Genomic DNA, 22,505 nt, shown 5'->3' on the forward strand with positions numbered 1-22,505 from the left:
CCGGTCCGGCAGTAACGGCTCAATCCGCGCCCACTGCGCGTCAGTCAACGGCACACCCGGACCAACGACCAGATGATCCAAACGAAACCGCCTAGTGGGGGCGGACAGGTGGCGGGAGGGGGCCGGAGGTGGAGGGGTGGGTGTGCGCGGCTTGTAGGAGTTTGGCGGCGCCGCGGACGGCTGCGGTGTGCGGGGCTGGGACCACGCGTAGCGGCACGTGCAGCCGGCCGGTGAGCTGATAGGTGATCTCGGGACGCAGGGCGCCTCCACCGGCCAGGAGGACGCCGCGGTGCAGGGCATCGATGGTGAGCGAGGTGCGGTCCTGGCGGAGCATCGCGGTCAGCATCGTGGCCACCGTCTCGGCGACCTGCTCGGGTGTGGTCGTTTCGTCCAGGTCGCTGGTGCCCAGGGCGGTGCGTCGTGCGTCGGTGATGGCGCCGTCGCTCAGCAGGACCACTTCGGTGAGGTGGGCGCCGATGTCCACCACCATCAGGGGACGGGACAGGTCCGCACCGGCCGCCACGGCGACGGCCCGGGCACTGGGCACGGTCAGGACGCTGCGCGGCCGCAGTACGTCGAGTGCGGTACGGGCCTGGGTGCGGTATGCGACGCCGTCCAGGACGGGAGCGGTGACGATGACCAGGGGGCGGGTGAAGCGGGGCAGGCGGTTGGCGAGCAGGCGCTGCAGCATCCGGGCGCACCCCGGGGTGTCGATGATGGTGCCGCGCTGGACGGGGTACACCGCGCCGGTGCCGGGGAAGGTCACGGTGGGCACGTCGACGACCACGCCCTTGCCGGCGATCCAGGCGCGGGTGCGGGCGCTTCCCATGTCCAGGGCGATGCCGCAGCAGCGCCGGCACATCGGCCAGGGCCGGTGTGCGGCGGCGTGTGGGTGGGACGTGCCGGTCACCGGATTGCCTCCTTGACCTGCTGGCAGCGGGCGCAATAGCGGGCCTGCGGCACGATCATCAGCCGTTCCCGGTCGATGGGGCGCCGACACAGGTGGCAGGTGCCGTAGGAGCCGTCGTCCATGCGTTTCAGGGCCGCTTCGACGTCGGCGAGGACCATGCGGGCGGAGGCGGCGAGCTTGATGTGGACCTCGATCTGGGAGGCGGCCTGCTGCTGGAGCCGGTCCTCGGTGCGGGAGGTGACCGGTCCGGCGAGCTGCTGCAGCTGCTCCTGACGGAACAGGCGCTGCTCGTGCAGGTTCTCGCGCAGGGCGGCAAGGTCCTCGGCCGACAGCTGTGCCGTGCTCTGGCTGATGGTCTGGTGGTTCACCACTTCACCCCTTTGAGGGCAGCGCGCGGGAGATCGAAACGGGCGGTGGTCAGGTGGCGCGGCGTTGGCAGGCGACGCAGAAGCGGGTGTACGGGAGGATCTCCAGCCGTTCAGCGGGGATCGGCTTGGCGCAGCCCAGGCAGGTTCCGTAGGTGCCGTCCTCGATGCGGGTGAAGGCTTCGTCGATCTCCTTGAGGGCTCGCTCCATCGCGGTCCTCTGCTCGGACAGCAGGTGATCGTCCGAGGTCCGGCCGGTCTCCTTGAGGGCCTGCAGCTGCGCCAGCCGGGAGCTGCGGGCGTGTTCCAGGTGCTGTCGCGCCTCGTGCGGGTGGGGTTCGGCCCGGGTGACATCGAGCGACATGGTCAATCCCTTTCTCGAGGACGTACCGCACGCGCGGCGTGGTGCGGTGGGGCGAGGGACGGCGAGCTGCCTGGCGGCGTTGCCGGGCCGCCCGCCGGCCGGCCTGGTGTTTTCAACGGTGGCCGGGCCGGCGGCGAATACCTATCGGGCGCGGGCCCCATTTACGCCGGGTCACGGGATCCATGTGACGACGTCCTGGGTGGTGCGCCTCCCGGGAAATGGGGTCTGGGTCCCATCGACGGCGCACTCGTGGCAGGGGAGGCTGGCCGCAGGCTCCCTCGGAGCACCCGGCACCATGAACGTGGCGGGCTGCACAGTGGAGGTGAAGACGAGAAGGGGAGGCGCAGGGCCGGTGTCCTTGTTCTGGCGGATCTTCGCCCTCAACGCGATGGTGCTGGGCACGGCCACGGCGCTGCTGCTGTGGGCTCCGGTGACCGTCTCCGTGCCGGTTCTGCTCACCGAGGCGATCATCCTGGTCGCCGGTCTGGCCGTGATGCTGGTCGCCAACGCCGCACTGCTGCGGCTCGGCCTGGCCCCGCTGGACCGGCTCACGAAGCTGATGACCACGGTGGACCTGCTGCGTCCGGGACAGCGCCTGCCCGCTTCCGGCGGCGGCGAGGTCGCCGAGGTGATCCGCACGTTCAACGCCATGCTGGAGCGGCTGGAGCAGGAAAGGGCCACCAGCAGTGCCCGGGCGCTGCTGGCCCAGGAGGCCGAACGCCGCCGCATCGCACAAGAACTCCACGACGAGGTCGGCCAGACCATGACCGCGATCCTGCTGGGACTCAAACGCGCCGCGGACGACGCACCCGCGCCGCTGCGCGAGGAGCTCCAGGAGGTGCAGGAGATCACCCGGGGGAGTCTGGACGAGGTCCGCCGCCTGGTGGGCCGGCTGCGGCCCGGCGTGCTGGACGACCTCGGTCTGGTCAGCGCGCTGACGTCGCTCACCGAGGACTTCGCCACCCACGCCGGGCTGCAGGTCACCCGCCGCTTCGACGCCGACCTGCCGGCCCTTGCGCCGGAGACCGAACTGGTTCTGTACCGCGTGGCCCAGGAGTCGCTGACCAACGTCGCCCGCCACGCGAACGCCCAGCGGGTCACCGTCGCCCTGCGACACACCGACGACAGCGTGGTGCTGACGGTCACCGACGACGGCTCCGGCATCAAGGCCCCCCGTGAAGGCGCCGGCATCCGCGGCATGCGCGAGCGGGCCCTGCTCATCGGGGGCAGCCTTGAGATCACCCCGGCACCTCGCACGGGCACCCGGGTCCAGCTCACCGCTCCCGTTTCCAGGAAGCAGCTCTGACGATGCCTGAAACGACCACGCCCTCCGGGACGGAAACGAGCACGATCCGCATCCTGCTCGCCGACGACCACGCGCTGGTCCGCCGCGGTGTGCGGCTCATCCTGGACCAGGAACCGGACCTCGAAGTGGTCGCCGAGGCCGGTGACGGCGCCGAGGCCATCGACCTGGCCCGCACCCACGACGTCGACCTGGCCGTGCTCGACATCGCCATGCCCCGCCTGACCGGGTTGCAGGCCGCCCGCGAACTGGCCACCCTCAAGCCGGCCCTGCGGATCCTGATGCTCACCATGCACGACAACGAGCAGTACTTCTTCCAGGCCCTGAAGGCAGGGGCCAGCGGGTATGTGCTGAAGTCCGTCGCCGACCGGGACCTGGTCGCCGCCTGCCGGGCCGCCATGCGTGACGAGCCCTTCCTGTATCCGGGCGCGGTCACCGCGCTGATCCGCAACTACCTCGACCGGGCCCGCCACGGCGAGGAGACCCCCGATCAGATCCTCACCCCCCGCGAGGAAGAGGTCCTGAAACTGGTGGCCGAGGGGCACTCCTCCAAGGAGATCGCCGACCTGCTGTTCATCAGCATCAAGACCGTCCAGCGGCACCGCGCCAACCTGCTGCAGAAACTCGGCCTGCGTGACCGCCTGGAACTCACCCGCTACGCCATTCGCGTCGGCCTGATCGAACCCTGACCTCCCGGCCGAGGGGACCCGAGGGGTTCCGGCCCGCACTGCATACCAGGACGGAAAGGGGGACGGTGCATGCACCACACCGCGCGCACCGCCCCCGGCATCAGCAGCGTCCGGCCCGCCGGCGTCGCGATGCTGACGGCCGTCGTCCTGACGCTACTGGCCGCGCTCGGCCTCGCCGGGCCCGCAGCGTCGGGCGGCCGAACGGCCGACGTGGCGGCAACAGCAGGCCACCACCGGGACCCGGGCCGCGCGCCGACGATGGATGCGACACCGTCTGCACCGTCCGAGCGGCAACGCGCCAGGAGCCGCACTCCGAGCATCCTGCTCCGCGTTGCCACCCCTCACGCGCGCCCAGGGCCCGACCGTCACCACGCCCGGCCTGGCGCGGCTTTCGACGCAGACCGGGCAAGCCTCAGCCCCAGATCCTCACGCAGCCCATGACCGTGGGCGGGCACCGCCTGACACCTCCGGCACGTGACACCACCCCCTTTCCTCTCCTCGAAGCACCCAGACCGCTCCCGCGGTCGTCGTGGTGCGCCTGCCGGAGGCTTCCTTGACCCGTTCCGCCCGTGTGAGGGCGCTGTTCGCCCTCGCCGTGATCGCCGTATCCCTGTCCATTGCCGTCACCGTGCCGGTCCGCCTCGGACTCGACCTGCGCGGTGGTACGCAGATCGTGCTTCAGACCCGCTCCACCCCCACCGCCGACGCCGACAGCGAGGCCACCGACCGCACCCTTCAGGTCCAGCGCGGCCGTATCGACGCGCTCGGCGTGGCCGAACCCACCCTCGTCCGCTCCGGCGACAACCGGATCATCGTCGAACTGCCCGGTGTGCAGAACCCGAAGAAGGCCGCCGACGTCCTGGGCCGTACCGCGCAGCTCACCTTCCACCCGGTGCTCGGCACCGCCGACAGCGCCGACGACACGTCCCGCCCGCTGCCGAAGCGGCCCCGGGAACGGGTCCTGCCCGACGAGTCCGGCACGCTGCTGCGCCTCGCGGCCGCGGCCCTGACCGGCGAGCATGTCAAGGAGGCCGCCGTCCGGTTCGACCAGCAGGGCGGCGCCGGGTGGCACGTCACCGTCGGCTTTGAGGGCGTCGGCCGCGAGGGACGGGCCCGGCTGACCGGTGAGGCTGCCTGTCACCGGCAGCTGACCCGGCGCGGCGGGTCGCCGTTGTCCTCGACGAGAAGGTCATCTCCTCACCCCACGTCGGCTCCTCCGTCGCCTGCGGCACCGGCATCCGCGACGGCGCCACCCACATCACGGGCTCCTTCAGCCCGGAACAAGCCCGCGAACTCTCCCTGCTCATCAACGGCGGTGCCCTGCCCGTGCCCGTCGAAACTGTCGAACAGCGCACCGTCGGCCCGACCCTCGGGGCGCAGGCCATCACCGCGAGCGCCTGGGCCGCCGTCATCGGCACGGCGCTGACCGCGCTGTTCATCATCGTGATCTATCGGCTGATGGGCGTGCTGGCCGCTGTCGCCCTGGCCTGCTACGGCCTCGTCTCCTACGCCGCCCTGGCCGCGCTCGGCGCCACCCTGACCCTGCCGGGCCTGGCCGGTTTCGTCTTGGCGATCGGCATGGCCGTGGACGCCAACGTGCTGGTCTTCGAACGAGCCCGCGAGGAGTACGCGGCCCGACGCCGCGCCAGTCCCCGCTCGGCGCTGGCGGCCGGATTCCGCAACGCCTTCAGCGCGATCGCCGACTCCAACATCACCACACTGATCGCGGCAGCCCTGCTGTTCTTCCTCGCCTCAGGGCCCGTCCGGGGCTTCGGCGTCACCCTGGGCATCGGCGTGCTCGCCTCCATTTTCAGCGCCCTGGTCATCACCCGCGTGCTCGCCGAGTCCGCAGCGGGCCGGCCCAGCCTGCGCCGCCGCCCCACCTCACCGGCATCGCGACCACAAGCGCTGTCCGCGACCGCCTCACCCGCCGCAACCCCCAGCTGATGCGCCACCCGCGCCGCTGGCTGGCCACCTCTGCCGCCGTGCTCGTCCTGGCCGGCTCGGGCGTCGCGGTGCGCGGCGTCGACCTGGGCGTGGAGTTCACCGGTGGCCGCCTCATCGAGTACGCCACCACCGCCCCCGTCGACGCAGACCGGGTCCGCACCGCGCTCACCGATGCCGGATTCCCTCGCGCCGTCGTGCAGTCCTCCGGCGACACCGGCCTGACGGTGCGCACCGAACCGCTGACCAACGCCGAGGAGGCCGACGTCACCGGCGCCGTACGCGACCTCGCCGGCGGGGCGGACAAGGTCCGCGACGAACTGATCGGCCCCAGCCTCGGCGAGGAGCTGCGCCAGGGCGCCCTGATCGCGCTCGCCGTGGCCCTCGGCGCCCAGTTCGTCTACCTCGCCGCGCGCTTCCGCTGGGTGTTCGGTACCGCTGCGGTCATCGCCCTCGCCCACGACGTGGTCATCCTCGTCGGTGTCTTCGCCTGGCTCGGCAAGCCCGTCGACGGGGTGTTCCTGGCGGCCCTGCTCACCGTCATCGGCTACTCGGTCAACGACTCCGTGGTCCTCTTCGACCGCGTCAGGGAGCTGGCCCGCAAGACCCCCAAAGCACCGCTGCCCAGCGTCGCCAACGAGGCGATCCTGCAGACCCTGCCCCGCACCGTGAACACCGGCATGGGCGCCGCATTCATCCTCGCCGCCCTCGCCGTGCTCGGCGGGTCCTCGCTCACCGACTTCGCCCTGGCACTCCTCATCGGCCTCGCCGTCGGCACGTACTCGTCCGTCTTCACCGCTGCTCCGGTGGCCGTGGAACTCCACCGGCGGGGCGACCGGATCCGCCCACCCCGCCGTCCCTGACCCACAGCAGATTCGCCTGTTGATACGGCCCGGGCCCGGTGGCGCGCAGGAGGCCACCGGGCCCTACACCTTCGGGCTCATGCCGGACGCGGCGCTGTCCTCCGGCATGCCGGCCCGGCTTCCGGCCCCTTCAAGATGGCGCGGCTCACGTCGGCCCATGCTGCGGTGCACCCTTCGAGCCACCGGAAATGGGTTCGCCGACCGATGGCCGCCGGCTGTCTGCTCCGGCCACGGTGGATGAGCAAGAGCAGACGGGGTCCTACACGCTCACCCTCGGCTCCCAGCTTTCAGCGAAGGAGGCCGACGATGTTCCTGCGCGGCACCACGGCAAGCGCACCGCGCACCGCGCCCACCTCTCACGGTCGGCTCGTCGGCATGCACCTGCGCCGCTGCCCCGCCATCGCTCTCGATCTGGGGAGCGCCCGCACCCGTATCTGGACGCAAGGCCACGAGACCGTCCTCGACGTGCCCACCACCCACCACGGCACGGTCACCGCCTGCCCCATTCACCGCGGCGCCATCGTCGACCCGGCGGCCTTGACCATGCTCATCTCCCGGCTGCTCGCCTACCGTCTACCGGTCGGCGCCCGCCCCGTCGTCGTCTTCACCACCCCCGTCCTCAGCGACGCCCGCCACTACACCACCGCCGTCGGTGCCCTGCAGATCCTGCGACCCCGCAGCGTGTTGGCCATCGACAGCGTCAAGGCCATCGCCCTGGACTCCGGCGCCGACCTCTCCGAGCCTCTGCTCGTCGTCGACATCGGCGCCCACCTCAGTGAAGTCGCCCTGCTCACCGACGGAACCGTCACCGCCGCCTGCCGCGGCACGATGGGCACCAGCGACCTTGCGACCAGCAGCCCCGCCGAACTGGTCACCGCCGTCACCACGATGATCACCAAAATGCTGCGCGACCACCCCCAGCCGCAACTCGTCGACGCTCTCGACCGCGGCCCCCTGATCGCCGGCGGCGGCGCCCTGCACCCCGAACTCACCCACCAGCTGGCCGCACGCCTGCACAGCCCCGTCCAGCCGGTACCCCGACCACACACCGCCGCCGTACGTGGAGCAGCCCACGCCGCGCGCTCCGCTCAGCACCACCCTGCACTGTCCGTATCCCCCCTCGCCCCCTACGCCTGACACCGGCCCATTCCCCGTACGACAGCAGCGCATTGCCACAGCCACGCACACACCGGGACGACCGAGGGGCGGAACGAGGGCTACCAGCGGCGCATCAGTGGGTTGGAGGGCCGCTGGGGCGGTTCCGACTCGCCGTTTTTAGCAGTCAGTACTCTGCGTTGGATTCGAGGTGGGCCAGATGTACGCGGGTGGTCCTGGATGCCGTGCAGGCGTCGCAGGCTGCGGACTTCCTCGGGGGGCATGAGCTCGCGACGCATCACTGTGCGGTCACGACTATGGTGCCGTCGGTCACGGAGTGGGAGCCGCTGACGAGACCGCCTGCGGTGGCTTCGGCGATCTCGCCCGGGCGACCGCACTTCCACTGCGTTGTGTGGCCGGTGCCGTGTGCTGGTCAGGAGCTGTGCGGTCCTCCGTCCGCCTCCGTGGCCGTGGGGTCGGCTTCCGTGGTGAGGCGGCGGTAGGCGGCGCGGGCGTGGATCAGACGGGCCGATGTCGTGCCGATGAGGGCGGCGGTGAGGAGGCAGCCGAGCCAGAAGGTGTCGCGGTGCCCGGCCCAGGTCAGGACCCCCGCGGGCGGGATGGCGAAGCCGTTGAGAAACAGCCAGCACAGCAACGCCGTGCCCGGGGCGGCGGCAAAGCGCGCGCAGAACCCCAGCAGGGCGGCCAGCAGTGACAGGACGGTCAGGGCGATCCCGGGGCTGCCTGGGCCGGCGACGGTGTTGACGAGTGCCACCAGCGCAGTTGCCCCGCCGAGGGCCGTGGCCCACACCAGCGGCGTGGCGACGGGCTGCGGGACGGGGCGCGCCCCGCTGCTGAGGGACACCCACTCGGTCATGCCGTCGCTTCCCTCCGGTCCTTCCGGTGCTGAAGACGGGGCGTGCCGGTCGTTGAGGGCCACACGCAACTCGCAGCGGAGTCTCTTGATGCGCTGCACCAGCTGCTCGTCGGGTCCGTGAGCGCACCCTTCACCTGGAAGTGAAGTTCTGCTGTTTCCTGTGCGTATTGGATCACATCGGCGTAGGCCGCGCGGCGCAATTCAGGTACGTGGTCGAGCTGTTGCGCTCGCGAGGAGGCTTCGACCTGGATGCGGGCAGCGCGGGCAGTCCCTCGGCTTGTCATCCAACTTTCGAGAACAGCAGTTCCGCCGGTAAGGACGGCGACCCAGAGCGCAGAGTCCACCGGCCAAGTCTCGAAGCGGCGTCGGTTCCGCTCCAGATCGCAGATGAGCCATATGGCGCGGTCGGCGGTCTGGAGCGGTGTCGCGCGGATGGCAGCGAACGGACCGACGAGCTGATGCGTAGCGTCTTGGGGCCGCCCGCTCGTGAGGTGCGCGGTCCACTCAGAGGGTCCGTGATCTCCTTCTCGGAGGGTCGCGTACGTCGGGCCAGGGTGGGTTCCAAGCCGCGGGCGATGAGCGCGATGGAGAATGAGCCGGGTGGCTGGTCGACCGCCCCGGCGCTCGCCGAGGCAGCACCGGCCCGCTGATCCACGCGTCCGTAGCCGTTCCCACCAGCTGCCCGCCTAGACGGTTCAGCGCTGTTTGCGGGCCCGCCGACGAGCGCGCAGCAGTATTCGCAGCGAGCCCATTACGGACGGTGATACGGACTCCCGCAGCAACCGGTCGCCATGCGCGAGTGCCGCATCTGCGGTCAACAACTCGATCTCGACGACCGCCTGCATGAACACCCCGTTGGGGTTCGCGGTCAGGGCCGGCAGCTTCTTGGCCTCCAGCAAGCAGACGCGTGCCGTCTCGATTTGACGCTCTACCAGCTCCCGCACGCCCGGGGATACCCGCCCCTCCACGAGGTCCTTCTCCGTCACCGAGAAGCGTTCCAGCGTCTGGGCAGGAATGCCCAACCGCCCTTCGGCCAGATCCTCGGCGAGGTCGTTGACGAAGTCCAGCCGCTGGCTGCCCTCGATGAACACCCGGCACGCGGCCCGGAAGGCCGCCCACCAGCCGATTCAAGATTGGTGCAAGGTTTCCCCACGGCCCGGCCCCCACTGTGGTTTCCGGCGAAGGCGCACGGCCCTCGCCCACCTCGTGCAACGAGCGTCGAGAAGGGAAACCTCATGAAGCGAACGCTTTCCGTGCTGCTGGCCGCCGGTGCCGCGGCCGTCGGTCTCATGGCCACGCCGGGTACGGCCAACGCAGCCGGCGGCTGCAAGACCATGAGCGCACCCGGAGGCGGCTCCGCCTACGTGTGCAAGCACTACTACTCGCAGGGCGGCGGGCTGTACTACGGCGACTTCTCGGTGAGCCGGGCCTCCTCGAGCGTGTACGCGCAGATCTACTACGACGGCAATGTGCAGACCGTCACCTCGCGCGGCGGAAGCACCAGCGGAGGCTTCAGCGACGTCGCCAAGTTCCACGTCCGGGTCTGCAACAGCGGCTGCAGCGGCTGGTTCTGACCGGCCACGGGGGCTCGGATCGGGGGAGGGGGAAGCAGGGGTGCCGGGACGGGGGCGGGGGAAGCCCAGCCCGGTACCCCTGGGCGTCCTGACGGGGACCCCTGGGCCCGCGCGTACGTCCGTCGTCTACTCGTCTCGCAGCGTCTCCAGACGTTCGCGCAAGCCTTCGGCCTCGGCGGTGCGGTTCTGGGACCGGTACAGCTCCAGAGCCCGCTGCCAGGCATGGCGCGCGTCGGCGTAACGGTGAAGGGCCCGATGGGTTTCACCGGCGTTGGCAAGGGTGTCGGCCTCGTTGGCGGTGTCCCCGACGTCGCGGAACAGCTCCAGGGCCTGGCCGTAGTGGTCCAGGGCGTCTCGGTAGCGGCCGGTGTGGTGGGCGATGTAGCCCAGGCTGTCCAAGGTGGACGCGCCGTGGGCCGGGAGGCCCTCCGCGCGGAAGAGGGCGAGGGCCTGCTCGCAGTGGGTGCGGGCTTCCGCGTAGAGCCCCAGCTGCGCGTGCATCCAGCCGACCGCGTTGAGCTGGTTCGCCAGCCAGAGAGGATGGTTCACCTCCTGGTACAGGCGCAGAGCGTGCGTCGCGTGGTCGAGGGCGCGCGCGTTGTCTCCCTGCTCTTCCCAGACCCGTCCCAGGGTGCGGTAGATGTGGGCCTGACCGGCGATGTCGCCGGTGCGCTCGGCCAGGGTGAGGGCATGGCGCAGATGGTCGAGCGCCTGTGCGTGGTCACCGGCGCGGGCGCTCGCGAATCCCAGGCGCCAGTGCGCCAGGGTCTTGGCAGTGGGGTGGTCGCCGTCGTGCTCGGCCGCGGTCAGGGCGGCCTGCCACACCGTGACGTACTCCTGCAGACGGTGCCCGCCCAGGTGATACGAGATGAGTGTCCAGGCCAACTGCCACACGACTCGGTGGCGCCCGAGCGCCGCTGCCTGCGACTGGGCGGCCAGCAGGCACTCGTGCTCATCATGGAACCACTGGAGGGCCGCCGCGGTGTCCTCCGGGGCGACGGGGCGGCTGTCGGTGGCAGGAGCGTCCGGTTCGGGCCGGAAGGGTGTATACGGCCCGTCCAGCAGCAGGTTGGCGGCGAACGCGCTGTGCAGGTAGTGGTCCAGCAGCCGGACCTGGGCGGCTACGGCCTCCTGGGAGGGGATGCCGTCGGCGAGCTCGGCGGCGTACAGGCGGACGAGGTCGTGCATCCGGTACCGCCCCGGACGGTGCTGCCGCAGGATGTGCGCGCTCTCCAGCTCCGCCAGCAGCACGCGGGTCTGAGCCTGGGGGAGCCCTGCCAGGCCCGCGGCTGCCGCGAGGCCGATGTCCGGCCCTTGCGCCAGGCCCAGCAAGGAGAACAGGCGGCCGGCCGAAGGGGTGAGGGCGCGGTGGGAGGCAGCGAAGACGGCGCGTACGTTCACCGTCAGGTCACCGGGGTCGAGTGCGGTGAGGCGGTCGGCGGCCCGGACGAGATCCTCGGCGAGGACGGCGAGCCGGAAGTCGGGGTGCATGGCGGCGCGGGCGGCCACGATGCCGAGGGCCAGCGGCAGGCCGGCGCAGTGCTCCACCAGGTCGGCAACGGCTTCGGGTTCGGCAGAGGTGCGCTCCGCACCCAGGCGCCCGGCGAGCAGGGCGTGTGCCTCCGCCGGACTGAGGACGTCCAACGGCAGGAGTCGGGCGCCGTGCGCGGCGATCAGCGCGGTCAAACGGTTGCGGCTGGTCACAAGAACGCTGCAGGACGGACTGCCGGGCAGCAGCGGGCGGACCTGGTCGGCGTCGCGGACATCGTCCAGGAGGATCACCATTCGCCGGTCCGCCAGCAGGCTCCGGTACAGGGCGGACTGGGCCCCGAGGTCCGTGGGGACGCGGCCGCGGGCAACACCCAACGCCTCCAGAAACCCCCGCAGGGCCACGTGCGAGGGCAAGGGTGGCGTACGGGGGTCGAAGCCGTGCAGGTTGACGTACAGCTGACCGTCAGGAAAGCGCTGCATGTTCCGGTTGGCCCACTGAGCGGCCAACCAGCTCTTGCCGACTCCTCCCGGCCCGCAGATCACCGTGATCGCCACGGTGCCGTCCGGCCCGTCCGCGAGCGACTTGGTGAGCTGCTCCAACTCCTCGTCGCGCCCTGTGAACAGAGCGGGAGGGGCCGGCAGCTGACGCGGCACCGGGGAAGAGGAGGCGGCGGCGGACGGGCGGCCCGGGACGGCGAGGGACGCGTCGGCGGCAAGGATCCGTTCATGCAGCTGCTGCAGCGGCAGGCCCGGATCGATGCCCAGCTCTTCGGCGAGAGTTCGGCGTGTGTGCTGGTAGTGCCGCAGCGCGTCTGCCGGGCGGCCGCAGTGGTGCAGGGCGAGCATGAGTTGGCCCGCCAGGCGCTCGTCGAGAGGGTGTGCCGCGGCGTGTGCGGTGAGGTCGGCGAGTATGTGTGCGTGGCGGCCGTGGCGTAAGGCGATGTCGTTGCGGTCGAGTTCGGCGCTGAACCGCTCGTGGTGGAGGGTCTCGCGCAGTGAGGCGAACCAGGGTGTTTCCAGGGTGCCGAATGCGGGTCCGCGCCACAGTCGGAGGGCTTCGTCGAGCAGGGCGGCCGCGTGGTCGTCGTCCTGTGTGCGGCGGGCCTGAGCGACGAGACTGCGGAACCGGTGCAGGTCCACCGCTGACGTATCACCGGCGAGTTGGTAGCCGCCGGGTTCCCGGCGGATACGGACTTCACCGTCGCCCGCCGGCTCCAGCACCTGGCGCAGGCGGGAGATGTAGCTGTAGAGCGTGGGGCGCCAGCGTTGAGGCGGCCGGTCGCCCCAGACCCGGTCGCCGAGCCGGTCGATCGAGACGGTGTTGTTCGCGTCCACGAGCAGTACGGCCAGCACGGACCGCTGCCGCAGATGCCCGAGGTCGACCGGCCTGCCGTCGACGTGCGCTTCGATCTCGCCGAGTACCGCGAACTGTGTCCTCACCGTATCCCGTTCCGAACGCCGCCCTCTGGTGATCGTTTCAGCCCACTGTGACGCGGCGGCCCGGCAACCGCCCTTGGTTTGTGGTTGGTTGACCGAAAGAGAGCGGGGGCACCTGGCGTGTCTTGGCAATGAGCTGTGCACGCCCGCATGGGTGTGGTTCGTCCGGCGGGGCGCTTTGTGCTGGTCTTGTCAGAGCCCGGTGGTCGACCCGCAGGTGGGCCGCCCTGAGGCGTCGGAAGCCGTGCAGCACTACAGGTCGCTGCGTCAGCCGTCTGCTGGGGACGTGGCTGTCTGTATCACCCTCACACCGGCCTCCCGCAAGGCTGTGCAGGTCGCGTTGTCTTCCGGCGCGTTGGTGATGAGCGCATCCAGATCCTCCGGGCCGCAGATCTTCACCATGCCCGTTCCCGGGAACTTGCTCCTGTCGGCCAGCAGCACCACCTTGTCGCCGGCGGCGATCATGGCGCGCCTGGCGGGCACCTCAGCCACGGTGGTGTCCATGACCTGGCCCCCGGGGCGAAGGCCACACGCACCCATGAACAGCCAGTCGGCGTGGACTTGGCGGAGGTTGTCCTCTGCCATGAAACCGTCCAGCATGCGTGACTCGCGGATGACCATGCCCCCGAGCAGCATCAGGTCGATGTTGTCGTCGGCATTGAGTTCGTCGTACACCGCGAGATTGTTGGTGATCACAGTGAGCCGGCGGCCGCGCAGTCGAAGCGCCAGTCGGTGCACGGTTGTGCCGCTGTCGAGAATGACCGACTGGCCGTCCTCGATCATCGTGGCCGCTCGGGCGGCAATCGCGTCCTTCTCGCTCACCCGGACCGCGGCGGCCTCGTCGAAAAGCGGCTGATCCTCTTCGATGACCGCTCCGCCGTGCACCCGGGTGAGCAGCCCGTCCGCCTCGAGCTTGAGGAGGTCACGGCGGATGGTCGCCGCACTGGCATCGAGCTGCTCGGCGAGGTCGGTCACGGACGCGGTGCCGCCCGAGCGCAGGGCCTGCAGGATGAGTTGGTGTCGTCGTTCAGCCAGCACGCAACCGGACACTACACGGCGCCCGCCGACGCAACCTGCCGACTCCTGGCCGCAGTTGACGACTCTTGTGCGTCCATTGCAAAGAACTGCTCATGGCGGCCGAGCGGCAGGTCTACGGCTGTCTGCGGCTGCGGCTTTGCAAGTCCTCCGCCCCTCCCGGGCGCCCTCTTGCGATCGCCGCGCAGCTACCCCGAAATGTTGAGCAGGCCATTTTCGGAGAGCCCAACAGCGGCGGTCTGCTCCATCCTGATCTCTGTGCCGGGTGACAAGACTGCCGATGGGCGTGAGCTGCACAGCGCACGGACGGCCGATGGCGGGTGGATGTCTCGGGGAGGCGCGCGCAAAAGGGCGGGAACGAGGTCAACCTGTCCTGGGGAGCCGGATACTGGTGCCTTGTCGTGATGTGACGATCAGGGGAGCGGTCGGGTGAACTCTGCTGAGAAGACGGGCGGTTGGGGCGTGCGCGGTGGCCGGAGCGGGCGGCATGCGGTCGTCGTGGGCGGGAGCCTCGCGGGGTTGCTCGCCGCGCACGTTCTCGCCGGGCACGCCGATCGGGTGACCGTCGTGGAGCGCGACCGGTTCCCGGACGGGACGAGTCCACGACCCGGGGTGCCGCAGGGCAGGCATCCGCATGTGCTGCTGGAGGGCGGACAGGTGGCCATGGAGTCGCTGCTGCCGGGCTTCGTGGCGGAGCTGCGGGCGGCTGGGGCGCCGCAGGTGGGCATGCCGGCGGACATGGTGCTGTGGCAGAGCGGTCGCTGGCTGCGCCGGCTGCCCGCGACGACGCACATCTACACCGGCTCACGCGCGCAGCTCGAGGAACTGGTGCGGCGGCGGGTTCTGGCCAACCCTGTGATCAGTGCGGTGGAGGGAACAGATGTCGTAGGGCTCCTCGGTGACGCCTCGCGCGTGCGGGGCGTGCTGCTGCGGGACCGCTCCGGCGACGCCCGCGGAGAGGAGCGGGCCCTGGAGGCCGACCTGGTCGTCGACGCCTCCGGCAGCGGCACGAAGGCTCCGCAGTGGCTCACGGCGATCGGGGCCGACGCCCCGCACGAGGAGACCATCGACACGGGGCTTGCGTACGCCTCGCGCGTCTACCGCGGCAAAAGCGGCGTCCTCGACGGCGACACCCTCGGCTACTACGTCTACCCGAGCCCCGACCAGGTCCACGCAGGCGGCGCGCTGCCGCTGGAGGACGGCAGCCATCTGGTCATCGTCTCGGGCCTTCGCGGCGACGAACCACCCACGGGCGACGACGAGTTCGTGACGTACACCAAGAGACTGCCGCATCCGCTCCTGCACCAGTGGCTGGAGGAGGCGGAACCGCTCTCACCGGCGTTCGGCTACCGGCGGACCGCCAATGTCCGCCGTCGCTACGACCTGCCCGGCCGCAGCCCGGCCGGATTCCTCGCCACCGGTGATGCCCTGTGCACGTTCAACCCGATCTACGGGCAGGGCATGGCCATCGCGGCGATGAGCGCGGTCGCGCTGCGCGACGCACTCGCGGATCCGAGCCGGATCCCCACGACGCGGCGCGTGCAGCGCGCCCTGCTCGCTGCGTCCCGGCAGGCGTGGGACATCTCGGCCGGAGCGGACCGCAAGATGCCGGGCGCGGTCGGCAACGCGGTCAACGGCGGGCCCGCGGACCGCTTCGCCGACTGGTACCTGCAGCGCGTCCAGGAGCGCTACCCCGGCGACCCCGTCGTGGGCGGCGCCTTCCGCTCCGTACTGACCCTCTCCGCGCCCGTCACCGCCCTCTTCGCCCCGCCCGTGGCCCGAGCCGTGCTCTTCCACCCGCCCGCGCCGACCCCTGCCGAGCCGCCGACGACACCGGAGGAACCGGAGGCCTGAGGGAAGCCGCCCGCGCGGGGGGCCACGTCGAGATCGTCCAGCTGTTCGTGCACGTCCGCGCCGGGTACTGCGCGGTCCACAGGAACCCGTACACGCCGCCGAACAACGCAGTCGGCTGCGCCGGCCAGCTCCACACCGCACGTCTGCGAAGGATGGCGGACTCAGTGTGCATACAGGGCTTTTCGCGGTCTCGGTGTCCGTGGGTGGCGGTGCCTGCGGTCGTCCGGCCGGGCACGGGGCAGTGGAGGACCGGACAACCCCGCGCGTGGCGGGTCATCGCGCGGGAGCCAGGAGCTGGGTTGCCGCCAACTGCGCATACAGCCGGTCCTGGGCCATCAGCTCCTCATGCGTGCCCACCGACCGAACCCGGCCGACGTCCATCACGACGATCCGGTCGGCGCCTGTCACCGTCGACAGGCGGTGGGCCACCACCAGTACGGTGGTCTCGCGGGCCAGCTCCGTGATGACGTCCCGCAGCGCCAGTTCGTTGACCGCGTCGAGCTGCGAGGTCGCCTCGTCCAGGAGCAACAGCCGGGGCCGCCGCAGCAGGGCGCGGGCGATGGCGATGCGCTGCCGCTCGCCGCCCGACAGCTTCGAACCGCGGTGTCCGACGGGGGTGTCCAGGCCGTGAGGCAGGCGCTCGAGGAGGGTGTCGAGCTTCGTCCGGGCCAGGACGTCGCGGATTTCGTCGTCCGTCGCGCCGGGCGCCGCGAAGACCAGGTTCTCCCTCAGCGTGCCGGCCAGCACGGGCGCGTCCTGCTCCACGTACCCGATGGCGGACCGCAGTTGGGGCAGTGACCAGTCCCGTACGTCCTTGCCGTCGACCAGGACCCGGCCACCGGTGGCCTCGTAGAACCGCTCGATGAGCGCGAACACCGTCGACTTGCCCGCGCCCGAGGGGCCCACGAAGGCGGTCATCCCGGTGCGCGGTACCTCGAAGCTCACCTGCTGGTGGGTGTACGGCAGGCCCGGACGGTAGCGGAAGGACACGTCCTCGAAGCGGACCGACGCCGGACGCGACCTTGCTGTCTCCTGCCGGGGCTCGGCGCCCTCCTGGCGGGCGGGCGGTTCCGTGGACAGGTGTTCCACCTGCGCGATCCGGGAGATCGCGGCAGCCCCCTCCTGATAGGAGGTCACGGCATCGATCAGCTTGGACACCGGCTCGATCAGGTAGAAGAGGTACAGCAGGAAGGCGATGAGGGTGAACACGGGGATCTCCCCGGCGGCCACGCGCGCCCCGCCGACCGCGAGCACGGCGAGGAAGGCCAATTGCACGGCGAGTTCGTCGGCGGAGCCCGCCACGGACTCCCACTTCGCGCTCTTCACGCCGTGCCGCCACGCCCGCTGTGCCGCCGCCTCCACCCGGGCGGTCTCCCGCTCCTCGGCGCCGGATGCCTTCACCGTGCGAAACGCTCCGAAGACCCGCTCCAACGCGATGGAGATCTCCCCGACCGCCTCCTGCGCCCGCTCGGTGGCGAGGCCGATCCTCGGCATCACCAGGGCGACGGCCCCGCCGATCAGCACCACTACCCCGAGCGTCACACCCAGCAGCACGACGTCCAGGTACGCCATCATCACGATCGCCGCCACGAAGGCCACCGCGCCGGTGGCGGCGGAGACGACCGCCTGGGTACTGGCCGCCCGCAGCAGCGTCGTGTCCGAGGTGACCCGGGACATCAGATCGCCCGGCGGGATCCGCTCCCACTCCGCGATCCGCAGCCGCAGCAACCGTCCCACCAGGGTGCGCCGCGCGGCCAGCACCACCGACTCCGCCGTCCGCTCCAGCACATACGCGCCGAACGCCTCGACCGCCGTGCCCAGCAGCACCAGCCCGGTGAGCGCGATGAGGATCCCGGCGATGGTCTCACCTGTCGCGAGCCGGTCCACGAGTGCCTTGGTGGCCAGCGGCTGCAGCAGTCCTCCTGCGGCCCCGACCAGGGCGCACAGGAGACCGAGGGCGACGGCCCACCGGTGCGGTCGGACGTACGCGCACAGTGCCTTGACCGTTTTCCGGGTGGACAGGGACGTTTCATCCGTCGTCGGGGCGGATGCGGTGTTCACGAAGTTCCTTTCTTCTGCAGTCTGCCGTGCGCTGCATCAGCGGTCCGGCGCACCAGGGCGTGAGCAGGCGCCGGCTCAGGGAGCGAATGCGGCTGTCCTCGTGGTGAGGGTGTGCACCAACGCTTCGGAGACCTCAGGACGGACGACGAACAGGACGAAGGCGCCCGCCGCCAGCGTCAGACCGAGGAATTCCAGAAACTCGCCCCTGCCAGGGACGGCGTCACGGCCCGGTACGTCGGCCGATGTTCCGAGGAAGTCCTCGCGCTCGTTGCATCGCGCACGGTGTGTCATGCCGCCAGCCTGGAAGCCCGTCCGCCCCGTGCCCATCCGGCAACTGTCGGGTCCACCCCCGCCGAGTGGCTGAAGAAGACCGCCGTCCGGTCGCAGCGGAACGGGCCGGAGACGAGACTCCGCCGGTCGGCAGGGCGGCCCCCGCCGACCGGCGGGGCGTTACCGAAGACTGCCGGATAGGCCGCCTCCTGACGTCCACGCGAGATTCTCCGTATGACACAGACACAGCCGCCGCAGGAGACGTCAGCTCCGCAGGAGAACTCGCCTCCCCCGCCCCGAACCTCCCCCGAGTCCGCCGTGCCGGCCTCGCCCGGCCCCTCGATGGGACGCCTGGTCGGGGTGGATCTGGCCCGCACGCTGGCGGTGTTCGGCATGTACGTGGTGCACATCGGCCCCCCGCTGTCGGCCACAAGCGGCGTCGCCAGCTGGATCCGTTACATATCGGACGGCCACTCGTCGGTCCTGTTCGCCACTCTCGCCGGGTTCTCACTGATGCTGCTCGCCGGCCGCCGCGAGCCCAAGACCGGCCTGGCCGGTCGGCAGGCGAAGGCGCGGATCGCGATCCGCGCCGTGGTCCTGCTGGCGCTGGGCACCGTGATGGCGATGGAGTACGGGGGAGTGATCATCCTCGGCTTCTACGGTGTCTACTTCCTGCTGGCCCTGCCCCTGGTGCGACTGAGCGTCAAGACACTGGCGATCATCGCGGCCGCGTTCGCCCTCGTCACACCACAGCTGGCGTTCGCCCTGAACGCGCTGCTGACTCCGTCGGTCCAGGAGACCATCAACGCCTACGACCCGCTCCGCCGCCTCAGCGAGGTGGGAGTGCTCGATCTGCTGCTCACCGGCTTCTACCCGGCGCTCACGTGGATGTCGTTCGTGATCGCGGGCATGGCGCTGGGCCGCCTCGACCTGTCCTCCGGCACAGTCCAGCGGCGCCTGGCAGCGCTCGGTGCCGCCCTCACCGTGGCCGCGTACGGCATGTCCTTGCTGCTCGCCGGCAAGGGCGCGTTGCGGAGCCTCGCGGAAGACGGGTCGTCGTCCGGCGGCTCCGGTTCGATGCCCCTGGACAGTGGGTCGGTACCCCTCGACGGCGGGTCGTTCCCCGATATGCCGGCGTCGTATCTCCTGACGGCCGGGCCGCACAGCGGCACCACGTTCGACATCATCGGCAGCATCGGAGTCGCGATCCTCGTGATCGTGGGCGCGACGGTGGCGATGGACCACCTGCCGCGACTGCGCCGCCTGGCCAAACCGGTCATCGCCGTGGGCACCATGTCCCTGACCGCCTACGTCGGCCACTTCCTCGCGCAGTCCGCGCTGTCCGTGCCCGCCGGGACCAGCACCCAGCAGTCCTGGGTGCCCCTGCTCATGTTCATCCTCGGGGCGATCGTGTTCGCCGCGATCTGGTCCCGCTTCTTCCGCCGAGGCCCCCTGGAGTACCTGCTCAACGCCGCCACCAAGCCGGCGAAGTACCTCCGATGAGACCCGGCCGGGGTGGGGCGCCTCCACGCTCCACCCCGGCCTGTACCGCTTGCAACCGGCTCAGCCCACCCCGACTTCCCGCCGGCCGAAGCAGACGACGACCCAACTACCGCCACTCACCGTGGATTTGGGGCAGATCCTCAGGCGGCGCGCTGGCGTAGGCCGCAGTAACACGCCGCGGCCCCAGACCTGCACCGGCCACAGCGGCGCTGATCGCCGCGGTCCAGCCGCGCCGCTCGATCTCGTTGAGCGCGGTCGGACGGCTGTACCGACGGCCCTGCCGTGCGGGCGGGGCGTCTCCGCGTACGAGATGCCCTCCGGCTTCCGCGTCGAAGCGCTTCAACTGACAAGCCCGCACCGTCCGCTCTGCCCACCTTGTCCCCGGGATCCCTTGGCGGGCAACTTCCGGTCCGGAACGACTCCTTGACCATCGAGATCCGGGCGGTGTAGACATCCCGCCAGTGCATGTTTACGTAAACATCGCCTCGCACCCACCCCTACGAGAGCGCACCGAACCGCCCCGAACCGCCCCGAACCGCCCCGCACCACGCGGCCCCGATCTCTGTGTCTCGCCGGGACGTGGCACACAGAAGAGTTGGAGTACTCGAGATGGCACACCGCACGCGCACGAGACGGCTCCTCGGGGCCATCGGCATCACCGCCCTCGCGACCGGTACCGTCATGGCCACCACCTCACTGCCGGCCGCGTTCGCCGACACGGCGAGCGCCAGCGCTTCGGTCACCGTCCGCCCCGACCCCTCCTACAAGGGGGACAGCTTCGAGGGCTGGGGCACCAGCCTGGTCTGGTTCGCCAACGCCACCGGCGACTACCCGCCCGCGATACGGGAGAAGCTGGCCAAGCTTCTCTTCGGCGACGACGGCCTCGCCCTGAACATCGCCCGCTACAACATCGGCGGCGGCAACGCCCCGGACGTCAAGGACTACCTGCGCGCCGGCGGAGCCGTCGAGGGCTGGTGGAAGGCTCCGGCGGGCACCACCCGCGAGGACGTCGACTGGTGGAGCGCCGACGACCCCGCCGACTGGAACAAGAACGCCGACGCCACCCAGCGCTGGTGGGTGGACCGCATCAAGAAGGACATCACCCACTGGGAGGCGTTCAGCAACTCCCCGCCGTGGTTCATGACGGTCAGCGGCTACGTCTCCGGCGGCTTCGACTCGGCGAAGGACCAGCTCAAGGAGGAGTCCGTCGACGACTTCGCCAAGTACCTGGTGGGCGCCACAGAGCGGCTGGAGAAAGCGCACGGCATCAAGGTCGACACCCTCGACCCGTTCAACGAGCCGAACACCAACTACTGGGGCACCAAGCTCGGCGCGGACGGACAGCCGACCGGCGGCCGTCAGGAAGGGGCCCACATCGGCCCCGAGCTCCAGCAGAAGGTGATCAAGGCGCTCGGCCCGACCCTGGAGAAGTCCCGTACGAACGCGGAGATCTCCGCGATGGACGAGACCAACCCGGGCACCTTCGCCACGAACTGGAACTCCTACCCCCAGGACGTGCGCGACCTCGTCGGCCAGATGAACGTCCACACCTACGGCACCAGCCAGCGCACCACCGTACGCGACCTGGCCAAGGCGGCCGACAAGCCGCTGTGGATGAGCGAGGTCGAGGGCGACTGGGGCGACGGCCAGAGCTTCACGGACATGCGCCCCGGCCTGGGCCTCGCCCAGCGCATGGTGGACGACCTGCGTGAACTGGAGCCCAAGGCCTGGGTGTTCTGGCAGCCCGTCGAGGACTACGACAACATGAAGCCCGGCGGCGAGTCCGCCAAGGGCGGCAACTGGGGCGAGATCCAGATCCCCTTCAGCTGCACCTCCGAGGACACCCTCGAAACCTGCCCGATCTACACGAACACCAAGTTCGACACCGCCCGCAACTTCACCCACTACATCAAGCCCGGCGACCGGCTGATCAAGACGGACGACACCTCCAGCACGGCGGCGGTCTCCCGCAAGGGCGACAAGGCCACCGTCGTCCACGTCAACAGCACCACCGCGGCCCGCGACGTCACCCTGGACCTGTCGAAGTTCGGCCACGTCTCCTCCCGTGCCACCGTCACCCCGGTGGTCACCGACGCCGACGGCAAGCTCGTGCAGCACAAGCCCGTGCGGGTCACCGGCAAGCAGGCCACGATCACTGTCCCCGCCCAGTCCGTGACCTCCTTCCTGGTCAAGGGAGTGTCCGGCGTCGCCAAGGACGCAGCCGAACTGCAGGAGGGCCACAGCTACCGCCTGACCGGCGTCCAGAGCGGCAAGGACCTCACCATCGCCGGCGACGGCACCGGCCTCGTCATCAAGACCGCCGACGCGGCCGACCCGAGCGGTCAGCACTGGACCCTGGACCGCATCGGCCACACGACCGGCAACCGGGCCCGCTACGAGCTCACCGCCGCCGGGGCCTCCGAGGAGGGCAAGCGCCTGGCGATCCGCGACGGCGCCCTGGTGGCCGAGCCCGCCGAGGGCCGCGCCGACAGCGCCGCCCAGTGGATCATGTCGACGACCGGCGACGGCAGCTGGACCCTCGTCAACGCCGGCACCGGCCAACTGGCGGACGTCGCCGGCCAGTCCACGAGCGACGGCGCCAAGGTCGGCGTGTGGTGGCCGAACTCCGGCTCCAACCAGCGCTGGAGGGTGACCGACGTGACACCCACGACCGACAACTGACCAAATCGCCGTAACGACAAGACCCAGGCCTCCGACCTGGGTCTTCTCATTGGATGGTCACCCGTCCACGGACCGCCTCCGGGTGCGATTCGGCGAAGCCCCTTGCCCTGGAACCGCAGTGGCCGAAAATGTGTCTCTCAGCGCGTGGCCGAGCTCCGGGGGGAGCCCGGGACAGCGCGGCCTTGGGG

General features: G+C 70.7%; 16 protein-coding genes and 1 pseudogene. 8 read left to right on the top strand and 9 right to left on the bottom strand.

The features are described 5' to 3' along the window. Nucleotides 1-91: 91 nt before the first annotated feature. Genes ACZ7L6_RS42975 through ACZ7L6_RS42985 form a run of 3 tightly spaced genes read right to left on the bottom strand, consistent with a single transcriptional unit; the run spans nt 92 to nt 1,639 of the window. Nucleotides 92-910, bottom strand: a complete 819-nt coding sequence (locus tag ACZ7L6_RS42975) for a rod shape-determining protein (RefSeq protein WP_471933923.1) — start codon at nt 908-910, stop codon at nt 92-94. After that, a complete protein-coding gene (locus tag ACZ7L6_RS42980) occupies nt 907-1,281 on the bottom strand; it encodes a TraR/DksA family transcriptional regulator (RefSeq protein WP_471933925.1) in 375 nt (124 codons plus the stop codon). Before ACZ7L6_RS42980 ends, ACZ7L6_RS42975 begins: the two co-directional genes overlap by 4 nt. A 46-nt stretch (nt 1,282-1,327) precedes the next feature. Then, the gene (locus ACZ7L6_RS42985) at nt 1,328-1,639 is read right to left on the bottom strand and encodes a TraR/DksA C4-type zinc finger protein (RefSeq protein ID WP_471933927.1); all 312 of its coding nucleotides are present in this window, start codon (nt 1,637-1,639) and stop codon (nt 1,328-1,330) included. Between the two features lie 352 nt (nt 1,640-1,991). Here ACZ7L6_RS42985 and ACZ7L6_RS42990 point away from each other — a divergent pair, with 352 nt between their 5' ends. The 4 genes and pseudogenes from ACZ7L6_RS42990 to ACZ7L6_RS43005 all read left to right on the top strand — a co-directional run bounded on the left by ACZ7L6_RS42990 (nt 1,992) and on the right by ACZ7L6_RS43005 (nt 7,575). Further along, entirely contained in the window at nt 1,992-2,945 is a 954-nt protein-coding gene (locus tag ACZ7L6_RS42990; protein WP_471933929.1) for a sensor histidine kinase, read from the top strand. A gap of 2 nt (nt 2,946-2,947) precedes the next feature. Next, nucleotides 2,948-3,631, top strand: coding sequence for a response regulator (locus ACZ7L6_RS42995; RefSeq protein ID WP_471933931.1), 684 nt, complete (start codon nt 2,948-2,950; stop codon nt 3,629-3,631). A 553-nt stretch (nt 3,632-4,184) separates the two neighbouring features. After that, a pseudogene (gene secD / locus ACZ7L6_RS43000) lies at nt 4,185-6,438 on the top strand (protein translocase subunit SecD). 306 nt (nt 6,439-6,744) lie between these two features. Further along, nucleotides 6,745-7,575 carry a rod shape-determining protein gene (locus tag ACZ7L6_RS43005; protein ID WP_471933933.1) on the top strand — a complete coding sequence of 277 codons (831 nt, stop codon included), beginning with the start codon at nt 6,745-6,747 and terminating at the stop codon, nt 7,573-7,575. Nucleotides 7,576-7,966: 391 nt separating this feature from the next. Here ACZ7L6_RS43005 and ACZ7L6_RS43010 read toward each other — a convergent pair whose 3' ends face one another. Continuing rightward, nucleotides 7,967-8,410 (bottom strand): hypothetical protein, encoded by a 444-nt coding sequence (locus ACZ7L6_RS43010; protein ID WP_471933935.1) that lies wholly within the window; start codon nt 8,408-8,410, stop codon nt 7,967-7,969. Between the two features lie 695 nt (nt 8,411-9,105). After that, on the bottom strand, nt 9,106-9,501 hold the full coding sequence (locus tag ACZ7L6_RS43015) for a squalene/phytoene synthase family protein (protein ID WP_471933937.1): 396 nt from the start codon (nt 9,499-9,501) through the stop codon (nt 9,106-9,108). A gap of 144 nt (nt 9,502-9,645) precedes the next feature. Here ACZ7L6_RS43015 and ACZ7L6_RS43020 point away from each other — a divergent pair, with 144 nt between their 5' ends. After that, nucleotides 9,646-9,984, top strand: coding sequence for a hypothetical protein (locus tag ACZ7L6_RS43020; RefSeq protein ID WP_471933939.1), 339 nt, complete (start codon nt 9,646-9,648; stop codon nt 9,982-9,984). 126 nt (nt 9,985-10,110) lie between these two features. Here the strand turns inward: ACZ7L6_RS43020 and ACZ7L6_RS43025 are convergent, their stop codons facing one another. Both ACZ7L6_RS43025 and ACZ7L6_RS43030 read right to left on the bottom strand, forming a co-directional pair. Beyond that, entirely contained in the window at nt 10,111-12,915 is a 2,805-nt protein-coding gene (locus ACZ7L6_RS43025; RefSeq protein WP_471933941.1) for an AfsR/SARP family transcriptional regulator, read from the bottom strand. A 264-nt stretch (nt 12,916-13,179) separates the two neighbouring features. After that, nucleotides 13,180-13,950, bottom strand: a complete 771-nt coding sequence (locus ACZ7L6_RS43030) for a DeoR/GlpR family DNA-binding transcription regulator (protein WP_471933943.1) — start codon at nt 13,948-13,950, stop codon at nt 13,180-13,182. A gap of 495 nt (nt 13,951-14,445) precedes the next feature. On the opposite strand from ACZ7L6_RS43030, the gene ACZ7L6_RS43035 reads away from it, so the two are divergent. After that, nucleotides 14,446-15,801 (top strand): NAD(P)/FAD-dependent oxidoreductase, encoded by a 1,356-nt coding sequence (locus ACZ7L6_RS43035; protein ID WP_471933973.1) that lies wholly within the window; start codon nt 14,446-14,448, stop codon nt 15,799-15,801. A gap of 273 nt (nt 15,802-16,074) precedes the next feature. Here the strand turns inward: ACZ7L6_RS43035 and ACZ7L6_RS43040 are convergent, their stop codons facing one another. Then, nucleotides 16,075-17,862 (bottom strand): ABC transporter ATP-binding protein, encoded by a 1,788-nt coding sequence (locus ACZ7L6_RS43040; protein WP_471933945.1) that lies wholly within the window; start codon nt 17,860-17,862, stop codon nt 16,075-16,077. 75 nt (nt 17,863-17,937) lie between these two features. Then, nucleotides 17,938-18,153, bottom strand: coding sequence for a hypothetical protein (locus tag ACZ7L6_RS43045; RefSeq protein WP_471933947.1), 216 nt, complete (start codon nt 18,151-18,153; stop codon nt 17,938-17,940). A 213-nt stretch (nt 18,154-18,366) separates the two neighbouring features. On the opposite strand from ACZ7L6_RS43045, the gene ACZ7L6_RS43050 reads away from it, so the two are divergent. Further along, nucleotides 18,367-19,635 carry a DUF418 domain-containing protein gene (locus tag ACZ7L6_RS43050; protein ID WP_471933949.1) on the top strand — a complete coding sequence of 423 codons (1,269 nt, stop codon included), beginning with the start codon at nt 18,367-18,369 and terminating at the stop codon, nt 19,633-19,635. A gap of 609 nt (nt 19,636-20,244) precedes the next feature. Continuing rightward, nucleotides 20,245-22,317 (top strand): glycoside hydrolase, encoded by a 2,073-nt coding sequence (locus ACZ7L6_RS43055; protein ID WP_471933951.1) that lies wholly within the window; start codon nt 20,245-20,247, stop codon nt 22,315-22,317. The last annotated feature ends 188 nt before the right edge of the window (nt 22,318-22,505 follow it).

This window comes from Streptomyces sp. NPDC107522, from assembly GCF_055657525.1.